The organism is Hyphomicrobiales bacterium (assembly GCA_002869065.1).
Taxonomy (GTDB): domain Bacteria; phylum Pseudomonadota; class Alphaproteobacteria; order Rhizobiales; family Rhodobiaceae; genus Rhodobium.
Genome location: PKTR01000005.1, coordinates 27,724 through 47,576 on the forward strand (window position 1 = coordinate 27,724; position 19,853 = coordinate 47,576).

Consider the following 19,853-nt stretch of genomic DNA (forward strand, 5'->3'; position numbering starts at 1 on the left):
AGAGCCAGCCGCACGTCCTGTGGAGGCAGGACGTTCCTTCTTTTCGCTTCCTGGCCGAATCCAAAACCGAATTCCAAAAAGCACTCACCCATAGGAGAGGCACTACCATGTTCGCAAAACGCCAATCATTGAAACTGGGGCTGTTGTGCGCAGCAGCCGCACTTGCGTTTTCCGCCACCGCCGTCAAGGCCGAAACCCTTCGCCTGCTGACCTGGGGCGGTTACGCACCCGAGAAGGTCGTCGAGATGTTCACCGCGGAGACCGGCATCACGGTCGAGGTGACCAAGTCGAACAACGAGGAAATGATCGCCAAGCTGCGCGCCACCGGCGGCGGCGGCTTCGACCTCGCCCAGCCGAGCCAGGACCGCATCTCCGGCGCCCAGCTCGAATATGACATCTACAAGCCGATCGACCTTGGAAAGATCGACGCCGCGCTGTTCATCCCCTCGATGCTGGAAGCCACCAAGGGCAACACCACCGTCGACGGCAAGGTCTACGGCGTACCGCACGTCTGGGGCACCAGCGGCCTCGTGCTCGACACCGCCAAGGCCGGTTCGGTCATGGACTACACCGACCTGTGCAATGACGACGTCAAGGGCAAGGTCTCCTATCGCCTGAAGCGCCCGACCCTGATCGGCTTCGCCTTTGCCATGGGCATGGATCCGTTCGCGGCCTACGCCGACAAGGCGAAGTATGAGGAGATCCTCGGCAAGGTCGAAGCCAAGCTGATGGAATGCAAGCCGAATGTGAAGACCTACTGGTCGGGCGGCGACGAGCTGCTCAACCTGGTTCGCTCGGGTGAAGTCGTCGCGGCCATGGCCTGGGACACCGGCGGCTGGAAGCTGAACGCCGACAACGCCGACATCACCTTCGTCGCGCCGAAGTCCGGTGCGCTCGGCTGGATCGACACCTTCGCCCTGCCGAAGAAGACCAAGGCGGAAGATGCCGCCTACAAGTGGATCAACTTCGTCATGCAGCCGAAGATCGCGGCCATGATCACGGCGTCCGCCGGCAACTTCACCGCCTCCAAGGGCGCTGACGAATTCGCCGACGACGCGCTGAAGGCCCGCTTCCAGAAGAGCTTCCCGCCGGAAGCCATCGACAACATCAAGTGGTACCCGACCGTTCCGGCCGGCCTCGAGGATCTCGAAGGCGCCGTGCTTGATCGCGTCAAGGCCGCCAACTGATTACGACGCGACGGCACCCGGCTTCCCCGGGTGCCGTTTTCCTTTGATGGTTTGAATTCATGAGCATGACCGAAAACACCACGCCCGACCTCGAGTGCCGCAACGTGACCAAATCGTTCGGCAATTTCACCGCCGTCCGGGATGTGTCCTTTTCGGTCCCCCACGGAAGTTTCTTCTCGATCCTCGGGCCGTCCGGCTGCGGCAAGACCACGCTGCTGCGCATGGTTGCCGGTTTTCTCGATCCCGGCGAAGGCGACATCCTCATCAAGGGTCGCTCGATGCTCGAGGTGCCGCCGAACAGGCGCCCCGTGAACATGGTGTTCCAGCACCTCGCCTTGTTCCCGATGATGAACATCGCCGACAACATCGCCTATGGCCTGCGCCGCCGCGGCACGCCGAAGGCCGAGATCGCGGCCAAGGTCGACGCCGTTCTCGAGCGCGTCGGCCTGCCCGATGTCGGCAAGCGCCGCATCGACCAGCTGTCCGGCGGCCAGAAGCAACGCATCGCCATTGCCCGCTGCATGGTGCTCGAACCCGACGTCCTTTTGCTCGACGAACCGCTCGGCGCGCTCGATCTGAAGCTGCGCGAGCACATGAAGGTTGAACTGAAGAAGCTGCAATCGCAGTTCCAGACCACCTTCATCTACATCACCCACGACCAGTCCGAAGCGCTCGTCATGTCCGACCAGGTGGCGGTCATGAACAACGGTGTGTTCGAGCAGGTCGGCTCCGCGCGCGACCTCTATTACGACCCGCAGACCGCCTTCGTCGCCGGTTTCGTCGGCGATTCCAACCGCTGGCGCGGCACCGTCGACGAGGTCGATGCCGGCGGCATCAAGATGCGTACGGAAGACGGCCTCGCCTTCGTCGCCGAACCGAACGGTCAGGTCTTTTCCAAGGGCGATGCGGTGCAGATCTTCGTCCGCCCCGAAGCCGTCCGCCTGTCCTTCGACGAAGCCGGCATCGCCGACATGGACAACCGCGTGCAGGGAGTGGTCGAGAGCGTCCTGTTCAACGGCGCCAACAGCCACGTCCTGGTGCGCGATCCGGCCTATGGCGGGGAAATCGACGTTGCCCTGCCGCAGACCGGCGAGTTCCGCGGCCTGCAGCGCGGTCAGAAGATCCATATCGGCTGGCGTCACGAGCAGGCCCGCTGCTTCGCGCTCGGATCGGAAGAGGCCGAGTGATGGCAGCGCGCGGAAAACTCGGCCTGCTCCTGTTGATGGCGCCGCTCGTCATCTGGCTTTCGGCGCTGATCCTCATCCCGCATGTCGACATGTTCATCCTGTCGCTGCAGGAAAAGATCGGCGTGCGCCAGTACCAGACGAGCTTCGCGAACTACATGACGTTCTTCACCGAGCCGCTCTACTGGAACACCTTCGCGCGCACCGCGATCATGTCGATCGCGGCAACAGCGATCACGCTGCTGATCGCCTTCCCGATCTCCTACTACATCGCCAAGATCGCCAAGGGCCGGCTGCAGACGACGCTGTTCCTGCTGTGCCTCGTGCCGTTCTGGGTCAGCGAACTGGTTCGCACCTTCGGCTGGATGATCCTGCTGCGCGAAACCGGCATCGTCAGCAATCTGCTGCAATGGATGGGCCTCGCCGATCGGCCGATCGAATTCCTCTACAACGACGCCGCCATCATGGTCGGCCTCGTCTACACCTCGATGCTGTTCATGGTCGTGCCGCTGGTAACGACCCTCGAAAGCCTCGACGACGCACTGATCGAGGCCGGCTACGATCTCGGCGGCAATGGCTTTGCGGTGCTGCGCGAGATTGTCATCCCGCACGCCGTCCCCGGCATGGTGTCGGGCTCGATCGTCGTCTTCATGCTGTCGCTGGGCAACTACCTGACCCCGATCCTGCTGGGCGGCAAGAGCAGTCTGTGGTTCACCGAACAGATCTACGCCCAGTTCATCACCCGCTTTAACTGGGAACAGGGCGCCGCCTTTGGCTTCCTGCTGCTCGGGCTTTCCTCCCTCATCGTGTGGACCGGACTGAAGCTGACCGGTCAGACACTGTCGAAGACGATGGGGTGAGCCAATGATCCCGACCATCAAGCAAAGCCGCTTCATCACCGCGACCTACAACGCCTATGTGGTGCTGTTCTTCCTCTATCTCGCGCTGCCGCTCGTCGTCGTCTCGGTGTTCGCCTTCAACGACAGCCTGTTCCCCTCGCTTCCCTGGGAAGGCTTCACCTGGAACTGGTTCTTCAACGACACCGAACCGCAGCTCGGCATTTTCCACGACCGCGCCATCATGCGCTCGATCGGCACCTCGCTGTTCGTCGCAATCTGGGTTTCGGTTCTGTCGGTCGGCGTCGGCACCTGCAACGCCTTCCTGTTCGAACGCCGCGACTTCCCGCTGAAGAACGTGCTCTACCTCTTCATGCTCCTGCCGCTGGTCATCCCCGGCATCATCCTCGGCATCTCGATCCTCGTCTTCACCAACGGGCTTGTGAACAGCATCGAAGACGCCACCAACTACGAACTGGAAGCGCTGCGTCCGGGCCTCCTGCTCGTCGTGCTCGGCCAGTTTTCCTTCATCACCACGATCGCGACGCTGGTCATCGCCGCCCGGTTGAAGAAGTTCGACAACGCGCTGGAAGAAGCCGCCCTCAATCTCGGCGCCACGCCGCTTGAGGCGGTGCGCACCGTGACGTTGCCGTTCCTCAAGCCCGCGATTGGCGGCGCGGCCATCGTTGCCTTCCTGATGAGTTTCGAGAACTTCAACACCACGCTGATGCTGGTCGGCTCCGATGCGCCGCTCACCATCACCATGTTCGACCGGCTGAAGGAAGGATCGACGCCAGCGCTCAACGCGGTGTCGCTGTTGCTGATGATCGGCTCGTCCGTGCTGGCGCTGATCATGATCGCACTGCAAAAGGGCGACCGTTCGGGCTAGAGCGCATTCCCGAACCGAAGGGCCGCGTCAGCGAAAAGTTGACAGACTTTTCGGAAGAGAATGCGCGGCAAAACAGAGAGATAAAGCATTTTTGGTGATTCAGTACTCACGGAAAATGCTCTCGCCGTTACGATGCCGGCAAAAGGAATTCGGCTAACGCTACGGCAGACAAAGACATAATTCCTTTGTTATGGTCGGCGAATCGAGAAACGTCCGGAAACGGGCGCACCCGAGCTGCTGCCTTGATGAGGCCATCTGGCGGCGACAGGGTGCGGTGACGGGAACCGAACTGGCCGATTGGAGCCGATGGCAACGGCGGACAAAGGACGCGGAAGGCGGACGCGCGGCGTTGCTGGTTTTGGCGGCGGGGTTGTTGTTGCCTGCCTTTTGTCGCTGGCGGGCTGCGCCAACCAACCGGGCCCGACCAATGAATGCCTCGCAGCCCCCTCGCTTGGCGCCTGCACGTCGGCACCGTCTGTTGCCGGCGATGCGCCTCCCCCTAGCGCCGCGACAAGCGCCGCACAGGACGCTTACGAGCGCCAGCTCCTCCTCGACATGGCCCGCCTCGGCAAGGACCATCTGAACCGCACCAGGGGTCCGGCCGACCCGGGCCGCCCTCTCGGTCCTTATGCGATCGCCCATCTGAAACAGGGCGGACTGGTGCGCCAGCTCGAGCGAAACGTCGCCGCCGACGCGTTCAGCCCGTCCGACAGCGGCGGACTCGGCTTCGTCGCAAAGACCGGCGATCTCGAAACGCCCTGGCGCCATGCGGTCCGCGCCGTCGGCCTCGATCACCCCGACAACGTCGACGCGACCGCCATCCTGACGATTGCCGATACCGACGCGACCGCGCTCGACCTGCGGCTGCGTCCGACCCGTCGCCTCGTCGTCTCCGCAAGAATCAAACCGGGTGCCCCGGCCGCGATCGTGAAAGGCAGATGCGACGGGCCGAGCGAATTGCATGAGGGATCGGCACGCGCCATCAAGGCACCGGGAGAACGCTTCGTCGTCACGGTCCACGCGACGTCGCGCTCGACGCTTGCCCCCTATCTGCGGCTTGGCCCGTCGGTCACGTCATGCGAACTCGCCTGGCATCTGCCCGGCGGGCAAACGGAAGCCAACCTTCGGATCGTCCGCAACAATCGCTTTACCGACGCCTTTTCCGCGCTCGACCGCCGTATCGATACCTGCGTCATCCCGCATGGCGACCGCCTCAGCGGCCCTGCCCGGATTTTCTTCGAGGCCAATGAACCGGCGGCAAGCTGCATCCTCCCCGCAACCGGCATCGACCTCTACCCGCAAGCCGTTCAAGGGTTCGCAGCCAAGAGTGAGGCCCTGCTCGGGCACCCGCTGTCGCGTGCCTTCATCGAGGCGCAGGATCCGTTCGCCCCGCTATCATTCGCCAACGCCCCGCGTCTCGAGGCAATCTTCATTTCCTCGCTTGCGGTGAAAAGCGATTTCAGCGGCCAGGTGATTGGCCGACTGCTCGCCCACCATGCCGACCGGGGAACGCCGGTGCGCATCCTCGTCGCCGCCGCCCAGACCTACGACAAGGACCGCGCATTCCTCGACAGCCTCGCGCGCGACCACCCCAACATTCACATCGACATACATCGCTGGAAGGCGCCGCCAGGCGCCGGCGTCGCCGAACGGCTGGCCCAGTTGCACCGTGTGCAGCACATCAAGACCCTGGTAACGCTCAGCCGCCGCGACCGCGACAACGTCGTCATTCTCGGCGGTCGCAACATTCAGGACAGCTATCTGTTCCGCGATCCGGCCGACCTGTCACGCTGGGGCGACCTGAACCAGTACACAAAGGGCTATCGGTCTCTGAACCCCTTCGTCTACTACCGCGATTTCGACATCCGCCTGCGCGGCCGGTTCCATGCCGAGCGGATCGCAGCTCAGATCCTGAGCGTCTGGAACAGGGACGCGACCACATTCCTGTCGCGCCGTCCGGCCCATATCGTGCGCAGCAATCGCCAGATCGCACCCGCCGAGATCGCCGGCCGCACATTGATGCGACAGGTGGTTTCCGTTCCCTATGCCGACGGCCACGCGCTCGCGCGGCTCTATGTTCGCCTCATCGACAGCGCCGAACACTCGATCGACATCGTCAATCCCTATCTCAATCCGCCGCCAGCCATCGAAGCGGCCATCGACCGCGCGCTCGACCGCGGCGTTCGCATGCGCATCCTCACCCGCATCGATCTTGAGGGCGACATCGCCGGCAAGATCCTCAGCCAGGTCAACAAGCGCTTCATCAACCGCCACTATGAGCGGATCGCCATCCACGAGAACACCCAGCCCGACACCATCCTGCACGCCAAACTGCTGCTGATCGACGGCGAGCTTTCGGTGGTCGGCTCCGTCAATTTCAACAAGCGCTCCTTCATCCACGACACGGAAAATGCGTTTCTGATCCTGAGCAAGCGCCAAAACGCGCGCCTCATGGGCGTCATCGACCAGATGGACCGCACAACGCGCCCGGTCACCCATCACCTGCCCGTCCCGGGGCTCTGGAAAGCGCTGCTCGCTGTTCCGATCGTCGACAAGATTTTCTGAATTCTTGGAAGAAGCTGGTCAGCCCGAAGCGTGCTGCCGCTTGATTGCGCGGATGGCATTTTCGAGCGCACTGAGAAACCGCGAGCGGTCCTGCTTGGAGAACGACGGCCCGCCACCGCGAATGACGCCGGCATCGCGCAGATCGGCGGTCAGGTCGCGCATGGCGAGCGCCATGCCAATATTGCCCTCGTCGAACATCTTGCCGGTCGGCCGCATCGCCGTCGCGCCCTTCTCCAGCGAACGCCGGGCAAGCGGGATGTCCGTTGTGATGACAACGTCGCCGGCGCCGCAATGTTCGACGATCCAGTCGTCGGCGGCGTCGGGACCCTCGGGCACGATGACCCGGTTGATCAGCGGATCGTTGTCGAGCCGCATCCAGCTGTTGGCGACCATATGAACGCGCATGGCGTGGCGGCCGGCCACGCGCATCACCTCATCCTTGACCGGACAGGCATCGGCATCGACGAAGATTTCAAGCATTGGTCCCGCCGCGTTTTCCGGTCCGCGGCTAGCCGCGGACCAGCCAGACGATGAGAACCCCGAGCGACAACGCAATCAGCCCGGCCACCCGGAGCGATTGGTCCGGGACCGACTGCATCTGCCGCATCATCGACTTCAGCCCGCCCGGCATGAGGGCATAGAGCGTGCCCTCGATTGCCAGGACGAGGCCGATGGCGACGGCAAGGTCGCTCATTGCGCCGGCTGAACGGCAGGCGCCTGCGGTGCTGCGGGTGCTGCCTGAGCCGCACCTTCGGAATCCCGGAAGAAGCGGAAGAACTCGCTGTCCGGCGACAGCACCATGGTGGTGTCGGTGTTTTCGATCGCCGTCTCATACGCTTTCATCGAGCGATAGAAGGCGAAGAACTCGGGATCCTTGGTGTAGGCCTCGGCGAAGATGCGATTGCGCTCGCCTTCGCCTTCACCGCGCAGGATCTCGGATTCACGCTGGGCGTCGGCGACGGTCACGACCGCTTCGCGATCGGCCTCGGCCCGGATGCGCAGCGCTTCCTGACGCCCGCGGGCACGAAGCTGAGCGGCGATCGCCAGGCGTTCCGCCTTCATGCGCTCGAAGGTCTGTTGGCTGACTTCCGGCAGAAGGTCGGTCCGGCGGATACGCACGTCGACGATATCGATGCCCAGATTGCTCGCTTCGGGACGGATCTGGTCGCGCACGTCGCGCATCATCGCACCGCGCTCTTCCGACAACGCCGCTTCGAAGCTCCTGAGACCGTAGACCCGGCGCAGGGCCGCGTTGAGGCGGGTTTCAAGACGCTGTTCGACGAGCTGCAGGCTACCCGACACGTTCTCGCGGAAGGCCCGCGGATCCGTGATCTTGTAGACCATGAAGGCATCGACGACGTAGCGCTTGCCGTCCTTCACCTGCACGTTGATGTTGCGCAGGTCGAACCGCAGCAGCCGGTCTTCGACGATCTGCACGGCTTCAACCATATTGGTCGGCACCTTGAAATAGAGGCCCGGCTCCGTGATCACCCGGCGGATCTCGCCGAAGCGGGTCACGATCGCCTGATCACGCTCGTTGACGACAAAGATGGACGAATAGACGAGGCCGGCGATGACAGCGAGGCCGGCCAGAAAGATCGGTAGCTTCTTCATTGTTTCGCGGCCTCTCCACGGGTGCCCTTGGTCAACTCGGTCAGCGGCAGGTACGGCAGCACGCCCGATCCCGCATTGCCCTCGAGAATCACCTTGTTGGATCTGTTGAGGATGCGTTCCATGGTCTCCAGATAGAGACGCTTCTTGGTCACGTCCGCGGCCTTGGCATACTCGTTGTAGACCGACAGGAAGCGTTGCGCTTCACCTTCGGCCTCCTTGGTGACGCGGCCCTTGTAGCCCTTCGCCTCTTCACGGATCTCGGACGCCTTACCGCGCGCCTCGCCGAGACGCTGGTTACGGTAGCGTTCGGCTTCCCGCATGAAGCGATCCTCATCCTGCTCGGCGCGCTGCACTTCTTCGAACGCGTCCGCCACTTCGGTCGGCGGTTCCGCCGCCTCCAGCTTGACGCCCGAAATCGCGATGCCGGCCTTGTAGGAATCGAGCGAGGACTGCATCAGCGCCAGCACGTCGGCTTCGATGCCTTCACGATCGCGACGGAACACGTCTTCCGCCGGGCGGCGACCGACGATTTCACGCATCGCGCTTTCGCCGACACGGCGCACCAGATCTCCCGGCGCGCGCACATTGAAGAGATAGGGACCCGGGTCCTGGACCCGCCACAGCACCGAGAAATCGACGTTGACGATATTCTGGTCGCCCGACAGCATCAGTCCGCTGTCATCGGTGTTACGGCGGTCGACGCCACCGACGAAGGAGCCGATTTGCTCCTTGTTTTCGATGATCTTGACCTTTTCGACCGTCTCGACCGGCCACCAGTGGAAGTGAATGCCCTGGCCGCTGATTTCGTTCTTCGGCTTGCCGAAGAGAAGTTCGACGCCGACCTCGTCCGGCTGCACCTGGTAGACCGCCTTAACGCCCCACAGAAGGAGGATCGCGGCAATCACACCGATAACGACCAGCGTCGAGCCCGGACCGCTCGGAAACGCGGTGCGCAGCTTGTCCTGCGTGCGCCGCAGCAACTCCTCGAGATCGGGCGGCTGGTTACCACCGCCGCCACCGCCGCCGCGCTGGGGTCCCTGACCCCACGGACCGCCATTGTTGCCGCCGCCGGAGCCCCAAGGGCCGCCGTTGCCGCCGCCCTTCCAGCCTCCGCCGTTCTGGTTGCTCCAAGGCATATGTTCTCTCTCCGGATTGCTTTGCCGAACCGGCATCCTGTTCGACCGAGGCCGAAACCATGTTCTGGCCGCGGTTTATAGGGGAAATACCCCAGTGTTTCAACGAAATGCCCGGAAATCCGACTGTTTGCCTAACAGCGGGACCCAGACCGTTCCGTCCAATTTGGGCACTGCGGGCAAAACTTCAACGGGCGAATGGCGCTATCGTTAGCGCCGCTCGTAAACGACATAGCGTGTTGAGGCCGTATCGCGCTCGCCTGCCGGGACATCTTCGGTGTGCGATGCAGCCCATTCAGCGGCATCGATCTGAGGGAAAATCGTATCCCCGTCCGGGCTTGCATGGACATGCGTGATGTGGAGTCTCGTCGCCAGCGGCATCGCCTGCGCGTAGATGTCGCCACCGCCGACGATGGCGATTTCATCAGCCCCGCGCGTGGCGGCGCATTCCTGCGCAACGACGAGTGCCTCATCGAGCGAATGGGCAACGAGGACACCGTCGGCAGCAAAGTCGGTGGAGCGCGTGACCACGACCGTGTCACGGCCGGGCAATGCCTTGCCGATCGACTCGAAGGTCTTGCGCCCCATGATCATCGGCTTGCCGAGGGTGAGCGCCTTGAAGCGCTTCAGATCTGTCGACAACCGCCAGGGCATGTCGCCATCCCGGCCGATGACGCCGTTTTCGGCAACCGCAGCGACGAGCATGACATCGGCGCTCACGACTTGCCTCCCGCGAGCTTTGCAAGCGCTTCACCGGTGACCCGCTGGCCGATCCACTCGTCCATCGAGTCCGCGCCGAGCACCTTGTAGAAGTCGCGCGCCGGCGCGTTCCAGTCGAGCACCGACCACTCGAACCGTCCGAGCCCCTCGTCGACGCAACGCTGCGCGAGATGCTTCAGCAGCGACGTGCCGATGCCGTAGCGGCGATGGCTCGGCCGCACGAACAAATCCTCGAGATAGAGGCCGTGACGGCCGAGGAAGGTCGAATAATTGTAGAACCACAGCACGAAACCGGCCGGCTCGCCGTCCCATTCGGCGATGTCGCTGAACACGCGCGGCGTATCGCCGAACAATGACGCTTCCAGCATCGCTTCATCGCAGACGACTTCGTGGGCGAGCTTCTCGTAGTCGGCAAGCTCACGGATCAGCGCGAGGATGAGGCCGGCATCGCCGGCGCGTGCGGGACGGATCGTCAGGCTCATGGATTTCCCTACAGAATTTCGCATTCGGATTGAACCGGCAGAACACTCTATCTATTTGTTTTGCCGCATCTTGGTCGACACCAACTGTCCCAATTGGCTGCACGATGCTCTAGACGGCGACGGGCGCCTTGATGTGCGCATGCGGATCGTAATCCGTCAGCGTGAAATCCTCGAAAGTGAAGTCGAACAGCGAGGTGACATCCGGGTTGAGCGTCATGGTCGGCAGCGCGCGTGGCTCGCGGCTGAGCTGCAGCTGTGCCTGGTCGAAATGGTTGCGGTAGAGGTGCACGTCGCCGAACGAATGCACGAAATCGCCCGCCTTCAGGCCGGTCGCCTGCGCCATCATCATGGTCAAGAGCGCGTAGGAAGCGATGTTGAACGGCACGCCAAGGAACACGTCCGCCGAGCGCTGGTAGAGCTGGCACGACAACCGGTCGTCGGCGACGTAGAACTGGAACAGGCAATGGCAAGGCGGCAGCGCCATGTGCTCGATATCGGCCGGGTTCCAGGCCGACACGATGAGCCGGCGCGAATCCGGATTGCGCCGGATTTCCTCGAGCACCCAGCTGATCTGGTCGATGCTCTTGCCGTCCGGCGTCGCCCAGGAGCGCCACTGACGGCCGTAGACCGGACCGAGATCGCCGTTCTCGTCAGCCCATTCATCCCAGATCGACACGCCGACCGCGTTCAGCGTCGCCACATTGGTGTCGCCGGCAAGGAACCACAGCAATTCGTGGATGATCGATTTCAGATGCAGCTTCTTGGTGGTCAGCATCGGAAAGCCGTCGGCCAGATCGAACCGCATCTGGTGGCCGAACACCGAACGGGTGCCGACGCCGGTGCGGTCCTCCTTGTCGACGCCTTCGTCGAGAATTCGCTGCAAAAGATCGAGATAGGCGCGCACCGCCGTAGATCCTCCGATTCGCTTTTCGCGCTTTCCCAAAAAGTTGACAGACTTTTTGGGAAAGCGCGAAAAAACAACAAGCTGGAGCGCGTTACCCGTAACGGACAAATGCGACGCGCTCTAGGTGAGCGAACACAATGGCCGAGCGGGCCAAAGACGCAAGCCCGCGCGTCCTGCCTCGCAGCTCTTTCCACGCCTAACGGCGGCGCTAGCCGAAACTGCCAGATGCCCGCGCCCAGGTAATCCCGATCACGATCACATTGTGCATGACGTGAAAGATGACCGGTGGCCAGATCGACCCGGTTCTCAGTCTCAGCCAGGCATAGGCGAGGCCCGGCACGAACAGAAGGATCGCCTTCAGCGGGTCCTCGAACATGTGCAGATCCGCCCACAGCAGACCACTGACGGCAATCGCCGTCCACGGCCGCCAGTGACATCGCAGACCGACGAGGAACCAGCCGCGAAAGACAAGCTCCTCGGCAAACGGCGCGATCACACACAGCACGACGAGATAGGGCAGCGCCGCAAGCCCGATCGAGGCGAACGGCCAATCGAGCGCGGCCTCGCCAACCCATGCCGTCAACACTGCATCCGCGCCGACCGCATAGGCCGCCAACGCCACGGCAAAGGCGGCATAGCCGCCAGCGCCGAGCCCGCGAGGCCGCACCAACCCGAGCGCCTTGCCCCGCGACACGCCGCTGGCACGCGCGGCCGGCAGAATGGCGCCGGCAACCAGCACCAATTGCGTAACCAGAGCCGAAAAGGTCAGCAGCAACACGATCGGCCCGAGACCCTCGCCGGGCATGATCTGCAATCGCCGCATGGAAAGATCGAACGTACCGGGCAACCAGCCCGCCGCGTCGGCGACGACGGCCGCGACCAGACCGGCAAACATGCCGGCCACGACGGCGAGGACGAACAGCACAAGCGCCGCAATGATCAGCCAGGCAGGCGACCACGCGGCACCGTGCGCCACACCGCTTTCGCCGTTTTCCCCACCATTTTCGGCCATCAAACCAGCCGTCTCCTCGCACGCACCCGCCGGGTCGCTCGATCCGGAAGCGGCAGAAGACGGAAGAGACGGGGGAGAATGGGGCATGAACACCGTTTTTTGCGGGCCGAGCACACACGCCATACGCCGCGAGAATTGTCGGGCTTTGGCGTCCGGGGCTTTTCACCCCAAGGCGGACCACCTATATTAGCGATGCTGGCGTCAGCCGGCTATGACGATAAATGACCTGCGTAATAAACCTATCGGACCCGGGGGCGGTACCCGGCGCCTCCACCACAGCCCGTAGACCTGAGAGGGCCTGAAGGGCCAAGCCGGCAACGGCTTACCACTCGGACGAGCGGGCTGCGGCGGGGGCGAAATAGGATCGACGAGGGCGTAAAGGCTGTGTTTTCGTTCGGCATGGTTCCGCCGTTATCGGGCCGTTACAATAGTTGCAAACGACAACTATGCTGAGGCCCGTCTGGCTGCGTAATGCGGTCCGACAGTCTCTTTTAAGCCCTTGCCTGTAGCAGGGTAAGGCGGGGTTCGGGAGCACCTGGCAACAGAAGCTCCCACTTTGCTTTTTGGCCAAACCGGGCCATGCTCCGCTCAAGCGATTCTCCCGAACGTCTATGGCAGCCTCGATGGCAGAAGATCTCATCCGCTACGACATTCTCGTCCAGGACGCGTTGCGCGGCATCGTTCGCAAAGTGCTGAACGAAGTGGGCAAAACCGGCCTTCCCGGCGAACATCACCTCTATGTCTCCTTCGAGACCACGGCGCCCGGCGTGGTGATCTCGCCGCGTCTGCTCGGTGAGTATCCAGCCGAGATGACGATCGTGCTGCAACACCAGTTCTGGGACCTGATCGTCACCGAGACCTATTTCGAGGTCGGCCTGTCATTCGGCGGCGTGGCGGAAAAACTCCACGTTCCGTTCTCCGCCATCAAGGGCTTCTTCGACCCCTCCGTGCAATTTCACCTGCAGTTCGAGCCGTACAATCCGGCCGAAGACGGCGAGACGGGAGATGAGGAAGAGGCGATGCGCGTCGCCATCCTGGAAAACGAGGAGGCGGCGCAACTCGCCGAACACCTCAACGAAACCGTCGACATCGAGGAAGTCGCCGAAAGCGAGGCGCCGGCCGCCGCCAATGGCGACGAGGCGAAAAGCGACGACGACAAGAAGAGCGACGATGACAAGGCCGCCGGCGCCGAAGTCGTTTCCCTCGACGCTTTCCGCAAGAAGACCTGACCGGGCCGATGGGCGCCGAGATCGTCAATCTGCGCCAGGCGCGCAAAAAGAAGGCTCGCACGGAGCGCGAGGCCGAGGCGGCGGCAAACCGCACCCGGTTCGGCCGCACCAAGGCGGAAAAGTCGCTGACCAAGGCGCGCGACGACAAGGCCCGCCGTGACATCGACGCTCACCGCCGCGACCGGGACGCCTCCACAGACGAACCGTCCGGGGACTGAGCGCGGCGCCATGCAGAAGCGCTCCCTCACCATCAACGGCCATCGCACGAGCCTCGCGCTCGAGCCGCTTTTCTGGGACGCCTTGACTGAAATGGCGGACCGGCGTGGCCTCTCGCTGCCGGCCCTGATCGCCGACATCGACAGCCTCGAACCGCACGCCAATCTGGCTTCGGCAATCCGCTGTGCGGTGTTGTCCCACTACCGCGACATGGAAAACGACTGATCCGGAGCGCGGCGCAAGGTCGCCCGCGAAACCGATCAGTTCGGCATCAGGATCAGGCGGCCGCCGGCGCCCTCGATATAGCGCCCCTTGGGCGCCGCCGGTTTCGGCTTCGCAGTCGCACGTTGCTGCGGATAGAGCACCAGCGGATCGCGCAGAATGGCGCCGGGATTGCTCGACACGCCGGGCAACGATGTCGTCGCCGGCGGCGGACTTGCGGGAAGCGTATCGGGAAGCCGGATCGCGCCCGGTGCCGGGGCGATATCGACACCTTGCGGCAAAGGATCAAGCGGAGCACCCGATGCCGTCGGCACCGGCTCTGTCGCAGGAATTGCTGTCGTGTCGCGCCCGCCGGCCCGCTCAAGCGCCGCCTCGATCTCGCTCGCCAGGGGATCCGCCAGGGGTGAAGGCTGGGGCGCCGGTTCGGCCGCCGCGCCCGGCCCAACCGGTGCCGTGTCCCGCAACAGCTTGCGCGCCGCTTCCTCGGCCTCGCGCAGGGCGCGCGCGGCTTCTTCTTCCTGCTTGCGTCGCACTTCTTCCGCCTGCCGTCGTTCCGCAGCCCTCGCCTCTTCCGCCGCTCGCCGCGCCGCTTCGGCTTCTGCCGCCGCGCGCGCTTCTTCTTCGCGGTGAAGCTGTTCCGCATCCCGCCGGCGCTGCTCCTCGCGCATGCGCCGCAATTCCCGCGTCAACCGATCCCGCTCGATGATCTCCGCTTTCAGCGCCTCGACGCGCCGCCGCTCCAGTTCGTAGGCGCGCAGATTGAGGTAGGACATCAACGGCGCCACATCGAATTTGGTGTCGCCCTGGTCGCCCTGCAGCGTGGTGCGAACGCTAACGCGCGGCGGCGAGGTGTCGATCGGATCGGCAAGTTCTTTCGGCGATACGGTCCATTCGCTGTTGAAGCCGAAATCGTCGAGATCGAACGACAGTGTGCCCGTCGCCGACAGGCCGTCCGTGCCGAGCGCGACGTTGCGCGCCCAGACCGTGCCAGAGGCGAGGCTCAGAACCCCTTCAATCTTCTCGATGGGCGTGCGCCCGGCAGTGAAGGTCTCGGCAAAGACACGCGCCACCGCCGTCTCGTCGATACCGCTGACACGCATGGCGCTGCCGTCATCCACCGCGGCGATAACCGCCGGGAAAGCCTCCTCGGAGAACCCGGTAACGGAAGCGTCCCGCACGGCAAAGGTGCCGCTGCCGGCCAGTTCGGAAACCAGTGCGGCGATGCTGCGGCCGGTCGAATCGAGATCGAGCGTTGCGTCGAAACGTCCCGAAACGCTGCGCGCCGAAAGACCCTCGCCGATCAGCTCGGCAACGTCGCCATCATCGACACGGAGCGCCGCCGACAGGCCCGCCGCGCCCTTGACGCTGTTGACCTGCAGGGTCCCCGATGCCTTGCCGCCGAAGATCCCACCGGAAATCTGGTCGAGCGCCAGCCCGTCGGGCGACAGTGCCAGCTTGAACTTCGCGCCGGCGAGCACGCGATCCGGTGCCAGCCACAGCTTGTCCGCCGCAACGTCGAAATCGGCGATCAACGCTCCCAGCAACGGCGGCCCGAACGGCACCGACGGCCAGCGGCTGTTACCGCTCATGCCGGCCATGCCCGCCATTCCGGCCTGCCCGCTCCAGATGTCGGCACCGAGCGCCAGCTCGCTCAGGAAAGCAAGATCGACCTCGGCGAGCGACAGCTTGCCCTTGAACACCGGCGCTTCGCCAACGAGATTGGCGCTGCCCTGACCGCTCACCGCGATATCGACGATGCTGCCTTGCAGATTGTCGACCGTCGCCTTGCCGGAGCCGCCCTCGATATGGGCCGAAAGCGTCGCCGGAACCTCGCCGGCCAGCACCGGGAGAACCCGCCCGGTGATCAGCGCCAGCGGCGTCAGATCCGGGCTCTTCAGCGTCGCATCGACCGCGTAGGTCATCGCCGCGTGCGGCGGGAAGGTCGTCGCGCCCGTTGCCGCGAACGCGCTGCCGGCGATGTCGCCACCAGCCTCGATCGTAAGGCTCTTGCCCGGCTTGCCGGACGCTTTCAGCGTGATCCGGCCCTTGTCGTTCATGTCGACCGGAAGAACGTCGAGACCGAGCTGGCCGAGAAGCCGCGTTCCGTTCGGCCCCGAAAGGCTGGCATCGACGGTCAGATTGGCATCGCGCCAGCGGTCGACGCGACCATCGAAGGTGGTGTCGAAACGGAGTTCCGAGCCGCCGGCCTCGCCGGAGACCTTGAGCGTTGCGGCCGTGACATCACCATCGGCGCGGCCCGAGAACTGGCCGGAGATGACAGCAGGCGCAAGCAGCGACGATGCACTGACCAGCCGCCGCGCGAGGTCGGACGAGGGGAACATGTCCGCCACCAGGGCCGCGATGCCGTCGACGCTCTTGGCGGTCACCGCGATATCGAGATCGCCGTCGGGAACCGTCACCACGTTGCGGATCGTGCCGTCGGCGACGACGCGGGCGCCGGCAAGATCGGCAAGGATCAACCGGTCGATGCTCAGCGTCTGATCGGTGTAGCTGACCAGCGCCTCGACGCCGGCGGCCTCGACGTCGCCGACCAGCAACCGGTCCGACACCACACGAAGCGAGACATTGGCGCCAGCACCCTGCGCGGCTTCATTGCCTCCCTGGGCGCCAGCATCGGCGAATTTCGCAAAGGCAAGCCGCGCCGCGGCAACGAGCTGTTCGGATTCCAGATGATCGGCGGTCACATCAAGTGCGAAGGTCGCTCGCCGGTCGGGCCGGGCCGGCTGCCACAGATAATCGCCACGCGCCAGCGAGCGTTCGGTGCGCAGGCTCGCCTCGGTCAGCGACACGCCTTCCGTGCCCGCCGTCAGCCGGCCATTGACGCGGAACGGTTCAAGCGCACTGCCGGCGAGCGTATCGCTCGCCCGCCACCAGGCCGCAAGTCCCGCCGGCTGGCCCACGTCGAGTGACAGCGTTCCCTCGAAACGCGGCTCGCCCGAACCGTACACCGACAGATCGCCCGACAGCATCAGATCGGTGCGGCCGGGAACATTCGCGGTGATCTCGCCAAGATGCCAGCCGCGCGCGGTCGTGGCGATCTCCGCCTTGAGATTCTGCACGGCACCGCCGCCGACGACGACACCGCCGACATCGAGCCGCAAACGCCCGCCGATCGGCGGAGCCGGCGAACGCCTGATCGCCGCGACGAGCGACGCGATCTGCTCGGACGCTGTCGCAGCCTCAACCGCGCCATCCGTGTGCCCAAGCATGCGCTCCATGTCGATCTGCTTGGCGGACAACGCCACATCGAAGGCCGGCTCGGGACCGAGACCGACACTTGCCGTGCCGTTCAGCGTCAGCCGCCGATCCTCGGTGCCGAAGGTGATTTCGAGGTTCTCGATGCCAAGCTGCTCGGTGGAGAAGGCGAAATTGCCATCCGCCCGCCACGGCAGTTCGGTTGTTCCCGTCTCCGGGTCTTCGTTTGCCGGCCGATCGAGGATGAAGGTGCCCTCATAACCCGGCACACCATCCGTCAACCCGAACGGCCCGTCGAGCAGCAGCGAGGCCGGCCCGCTCTCCGGCGTGACATTGGCCTTGACGCGCAGCCGGCCGGTTTCATCCGTCGCGCCAGTGGCGATCGACACGGTCTGGCGCACGCCGCCGATGGTCGCCCCGCCATCGGCCTTGAACGGGCCGCGCAGCGAACGCGCTGCCACCATCAGATCGATGTCGCGGATCTCGTCGACGCGGCCACTGGCGGCATTCGACAGTCGCAATGCGCCATCGACGATCTGGATTTCCTCGAACGCCACCGCGTCGGGTGCAAGCGCCAGCTTGGCCGGAATGTCGGGCGCTTCGCCGAGCGTGATCAGCTTGCCAGCCTCGTCGAGCGCAAGCCGGATGTCCGGCCGCTCCAGCGTCATATCGATGACCCGGATCTCACCCTTCAGGAGCGGCGGCAGCTCGACCCGGGCGGAAAACCGCGACACGATCATCAGCGGATTTTCCGCGTCGCCCACCCGCACATCGGTGAAGGTGACGTAGGGCGTCGGCAACAGGAACGCTTCCGCCTCGCCGAGCACCTTGACCTGCTGCCCGACCAGCCGTTCAGCCTGCCGCTCGAAGGTCGCCCGATAGGCATTCCAGTCGACGAACAACGGCCCGACAAGCGCCGCCAGCAAGGCCGCGATGATCAGTCCGCCGACCGTGAGGTAGATCGAGTTCAGCGACATGGCCGCTCGTGTCGTGTCATCTCTGCCTGCTTTGCGAGCCTCGTGTTCCGTTCGCCCTAGAGCGTCAGGATCTTGCCCGGGTTCATGATGTTCTGCGGATCGATGCCGCGCTTGATCGCCCGCATGACGTCGAGCCCGCTGCCGTGCTCGCGGTGGAGGTATTTCATCTTGCCCTGGCCGACGCCGTGTTCGCCGGTGCAGGTGCCTTCCATATCGATGGCCCGCCAGTTGAGCCGCTCGATGAACGCTTCCGCCTTGTCGATCTCGTCCGCGCTCTCCGGGTCGACCAAGAGGAGCACATGGAAATTGCCATCGCCGACATGGCCGACGATCGGTGCCAGAAGGCCGGTCTCGGCGATATCGACCTTGGTTTCGGCCATGCACTCGGCAAGCCGCGAAATCGGCACGCACACGTCGGTGGAGACGCCCTTGCAGCCTGGGCGCAACGCAATCGACGCCCAATAGGCATCGTGCCGGGCCGACCACAGCTTGGTGCGGTCCTCCGCCACCGTCGCCCATTCGAACGGTCCGCCGCCATATTCCTCAGCGATCTCGGCAAACCGTGCAGATTGTTCGGCAACGCTCGCCTCGGTGCCGTGGAACTCGAGGAACAGCATCGCCGATTCCTTCAGCGACAGCTTCGAATAGGCGTTGCAGGCACGCACGGTCAGTTCGTCGAGCAGTTCGATCCGCGCAACCGGCAGCCCCGTCTGGATGGTCAGGATGACCGCGTTGCAGGCCGATTCGATATCCGGGAACGGGCACACGCCGCCGGCAACGGCTTCGGGAATGCCCGACAGCCGCAGCGTCAGTTCGGTGATGATGCCGAGCGTTCCTTCAGAGCCGACCAGGAGCCGGGTCAGGTCGTAGCCCGCCGACGACTTCTTCGCCCGCGAACCGGTATGCACCACCGTGCCGTCGGGCATCACCGCCGTCAGCGCCAGCACGTTGTCCTTCATCGTACCGTAGCGCACCGCATTGGTGCCCGACGCGCGCGTCGCCGCCATGCCGCCAAGACTTGCGTCGGCACCCGGATCGATCGGGAAGAACAGGCCGGTGTCGCGCAGATAGTCGTTGAGCTGCTTGCGAGTGACGCCCGCCTGCACGACGCAATCGAGATCCTCGGCATGCACCTCGACGATCGCGTTCATGCGGGACATATCGATGCAGATGCCGCCCGCCGGCGCGTTCACATGGCCTTCGAGCGAGGTTCCCGTGCCGAACGCGATAATCGGCACCTGATGGTCGGCGCAGACGCGCACCACCTCGGCGACTTCTTCGGTCGATTCGGCGAAAATCACCGCATCGGGCGCCTCGGTCGCCAGCCAGGTCGTCGTATGACCGTGCTGCTCGCGCACAGCCTGCCCCGTCGACAACCTGTCGGCGAAGCGCTGCTGCAGGATTCCGATTGCGGTTTCAATGCCCTCGGTGTTGTGATGGGGTCGCAGGGCCGAAGCCGTCGCCATT

The 19,853-nt window shown here is 64.3% G+C and carries 18 protein-coding genes; 8 read left to right on the plus strand and 10 right to left on the minus strand.

Annotated features, from left to right (window positions below; genetic code table 11):
• The first annotated feature begins 107 nt into the window (after positions 1–107).
• From C0606_14175 to C0606_14195, 5 genes are all read left to right on the plus strand, one after another.
• Positions 108–1,187 (plus strand): spermidine/putrescine ABC transporter substrate-binding protein, encoded by a 1,080-nt coding sequence (locus C0606_14175; GenBank protein PLX36434.1) that lies wholly within the window; start codon positions 108–110, stop codon positions 1,185–1,187.
• A gap of 65 nt (positions 1,188–1,252) precedes the next feature.
• Positions 1,253–2,374, plus strand: coding sequence for an ABC transporter ATP-binding protein (locus C0606_14180; GenBank protein ID PLX36610.1), 1,122 nt, complete (start codon positions 1,253–1,255; stop codon positions 2,372–2,374).
• On the plus strand, positions 2,374–3,231 hold the full coding sequence (locus C0606_14185; protein ID PLX36435.1) for an ABC transporter permease: 858 nt from the start codon (positions 2,374–2,376) through the stop codon (positions 3,229–3,231). The genes C0606_14180 and C0606_14185 overlap by 1 nt, the downstream gene beginning before the upstream one ends.
• Positions 3,232–3,235: 4 nt before the next feature.
• Positions 3,236–4,096, plus strand: coding sequence for an ABC transporter permease (locus tag C0606_14190; GenBank protein ID PLX36436.1), 861 nt, complete (start codon positions 3,236–3,238; stop codon positions 4,094–4,096).
• A gap of 306 nt (positions 4,097–4,402) precedes the next feature.
• On the plus strand, positions 4,403–6,661 hold the full coding sequence (locus C0606_14195) for a hypothetical protein (GenBank protein ID PLX36437.1): 2,259 nt from the start codon (positions 4,403–4,405) through the stop codon (positions 6,659–6,661).
• Positions 6,662–6,679: 18 nt separating this feature from the next.
• Here C0606_14195 and C0606_14200 read toward each other — a convergent pair whose 3' ends face one another.
• From C0606_14200 to C0606_14235, 8 genes are all read right to left on the minus strand, one after another.
• Entirely contained in the window at positions 6,680–7,141 is a 462-nt protein-coding gene (locus C0606_14200) for a YaiI/YqxD family protein (protein PLX36438.1), read from the minus strand.
• Positions 7,142–7,169: 28 nt separating this feature from the next.
• Positions 7,170–7,355 carry a DUF2065 domain-containing protein gene (locus tag C0606_14205; GenBank protein ID PLX36439.1) on the minus strand — a complete coding sequence of 62 codons (186 nt, stop codon included), beginning with the start codon at positions 7,353–7,355 and terminating at the stop codon, positions 7,170–7,172.
• A complete protein-coding gene (hflC, locus tag C0606_14210) occupies positions 7,352–8,275 on the minus strand; it encodes a protease modulator HflC (GenBank protein PLX36440.1) in 924 nt (307 codons plus the stop codon). The genes C0606_14205 and hflC overlap by 4 nt, the downstream gene beginning before the upstream one ends.
• Positions 8,272–9,411 (minus strand): FtsH protease activity modulator HflK, encoded by a 1,140-nt coding sequence (hflK, locus tag C0606_14215; protein ID PLX36441.1) that lies wholly within the window; start codon positions 9,409–9,411, stop codon positions 8,272–8,274. The genes hflC and hflK overlap by 4 nt, the downstream gene beginning before the upstream one ends.
• A gap of 207 nt (positions 9,412–9,618) precedes the next feature.
• Entirely contained in the window at positions 9,619–10,113 is a 495-nt protein-coding gene (locus C0606_14220; protein ID PLX36611.1) for a diacylglycerol kinase, read from the minus strand.
• Between the two features lie 11 nt (positions 10,114–10,124).
• Positions 10,125–10,610 carry a GNAT family N-acetyltransferase gene (locus tag C0606_14225; protein ID PLX36442.1) on the minus strand — a complete coding sequence of 162 codons (486 nt, stop codon included), beginning with the start codon at positions 10,608–10,610 and terminating at the stop codon, positions 10,125–10,127.
• A gap of 109 nt (positions 10,611–10,719) precedes the next feature.
• The gene (locus C0606_14230) at positions 10,720–11,514 is read right to left on the minus strand and encodes a thymidylate synthase (protein PLX36443.1); all 795 of its coding nucleotides are present in this window, start codon (positions 11,512–11,514) and stop codon (positions 10,720–10,722) included.
• 208 nt (positions 11,515–11,722) lie between these two features.
• Positions 11,723–12,649 carry a hypothetical protein gene (locus C0606_14235; GenBank protein PLX36444.1) on the minus strand — a complete coding sequence of 309 codons (927 nt, stop codon included), beginning with the start codon at positions 12,647–12,649 and terminating at the stop codon, positions 11,723–11,725.
• 500 nt (positions 12,650–13,149) lie between these two features.
• On the opposite strand from C0606_14235, the gene C0606_14240 reads away from it, so the two are divergent.
• From C0606_14240 to C0606_14250, 3 genes are read left to right on the plus strand one after another with little or no spacing between them, the layout of a single operon-like run.
• Complete coding sequence (locus C0606_14240; GenBank protein ID PLX36612.1) at positions 13,150–13,755, plus strand: hypothetical protein; 606 nt, start codon at positions 13,150–13,152, stop codon at positions 13,753–13,755.
• Between the two features lie 8 nt (positions 13,756–13,763).
• Entirely contained in the window at positions 13,764–13,973 is a 210-nt protein-coding gene (locus tag C0606_14245) for a DUF4169 domain-containing protein (protein PLX36445.1), read from the plus strand.
• 10 nt (positions 13,974–13,983) lie between these two features.
• Entirely contained in the window at positions 13,984–14,196 is a 213-nt protein-coding gene (locus C0606_14250; protein PLX36446.1) for an aryl-sulfate sulfotransferase, read from the plus strand.
• A 35-nt stretch (positions 14,197–14,231) separates the two neighbouring features.
• Here the strand turns inward: C0606_14250 and C0606_14255 are convergent, their stop codons facing one another.
• Together C0606_14255 and C0606_14260 are read right to left on the minus strand one after the other, a co-directional pair.
• Positions 14,232–18,386 (minus strand): hypothetical protein, encoded by a 4,155-nt coding sequence (locus C0606_14255; protein ID PLX36447.1) that lies wholly within the window; start codon positions 18,384–18,386, stop codon positions 14,232–14,234.
• 56 nt (positions 18,387–18,442) lie between these two features.
• Entirely contained in the window at positions 18,443–19,852 is a 1,410-nt protein-coding gene (locus C0606_14260; GenBank protein ID PLX36448.1) for an FAD-binding oxidoreductase, read from the minus strand.
• Position 19,853 lies beyond the last annotated feature (1 nt).

Coding starts and splice junctions, on each gene's coding strand:
- C0606_14175 (PLX36434.1), top strand. CDS start 108: ATGTTCGCAAAACGCCAATCATTGAAACTGGGGCTGTTGTGCGCAGCA.
- C0606_14180 (PLX36610.1), top strand. CDS start 1,253: ATGACCGAAAACACCACGCCCGACCTCGAGTGCCGCAACGTGACCAAA.
- C0606_14185 (PLX36435.1), top strand. CDS start 2,374: ATGGCAGCGCGCGGAAAACTCGGCCTGCTCCTGTTGATGGCGCCGCTC.
- C0606_14190 (PLX36436.1), top strand. CDS start 3,236: ATGATCCCGACCATCAAGCAAAGCCGCTTCATCACCGCGACCTACAAC.
- C0606_14195 (PLX36437.1), top strand. CDS start 4,403: ATGGCAACGGCGGACAAAGGACGCGGAAGGCGGACGCGCGGCGTTGCT.
- C0606_14200 (PLX36438.1), bottom strand. CDS start 7,141: ATGCTTGAAATCTTCGTCGATGCCGATGCCTGTCCGGTCAAGGATGAG.
- C0606_14205 (PLX36439.1), bottom strand. CDS start 7,355: ATGAGCGACCTTGCCGTCGCCATCGGCCTCGTCCTGGCAATCGAGGGC.
- hflC (PLX36440.1), bottom strand. CDS start 8,275: ATGAAGAAGCTACCGATCTTTCTGGCCGGCCTCGCTGTCATCGCCGGC.
- hflK (PLX36441.1), bottom strand. CDS start 9,411: ATGCCTTGGAGCAACCAGAACGGCGGAGGCTGGAAGGGCGGCGGCAAC.
- C0606_14220 (PLX36611.1), bottom strand. CDS start 10,113: ATGCTCGTCGCTGCGGTTGCCGAAAACGGCGTCATCGGCCGGGATGGC.
- C0606_14225 (PLX36442.1), bottom strand. CDS start 10,610: ATGAGCCTGACGATCCGTCCCGCACGCGCCGGCGATGCCGGCCTCATC.
- C0606_14235 (PLX36444.1), bottom strand. CDS start 12,649: ATGGCGTGTGTGCTCGGCCCGCAAAAAACGGTGTTCATGCCCCATTCT.
- C0606_14240 (PLX36612.1), top strand. CDS start 13,150: ATGGCAGAAGATCTCATCCGCTACGACATTCTCGTCCAGGACGCGTTG.
- C0606_14245 (PLX36445.1), top strand. CDS start 13,764: ATGGGCGCCGAGATCGTCAATCTGCGCCAGGCGCGCAAAAAGAAGGCT.
- C0606_14250 (PLX36446.1), top strand. CDS start 13,984: ATGCAGAAGCGCTCCCTCACCATCAACGGCCATCGCACGAGCCTCGCG.
- C0606_14255 (PLX36447.1), bottom strand. CDS start 18,386: ATGTCGCTGAACTCGATCTACCTCACGGTCGGCGGACTGATCATCGCG.
- C0606_14260 (PLX36448.1), bottom strand. CDS start 19,852: ATGGCGACGGCTTCGGCCCTGCGACCCCATCACAACACCGAGGGCATT.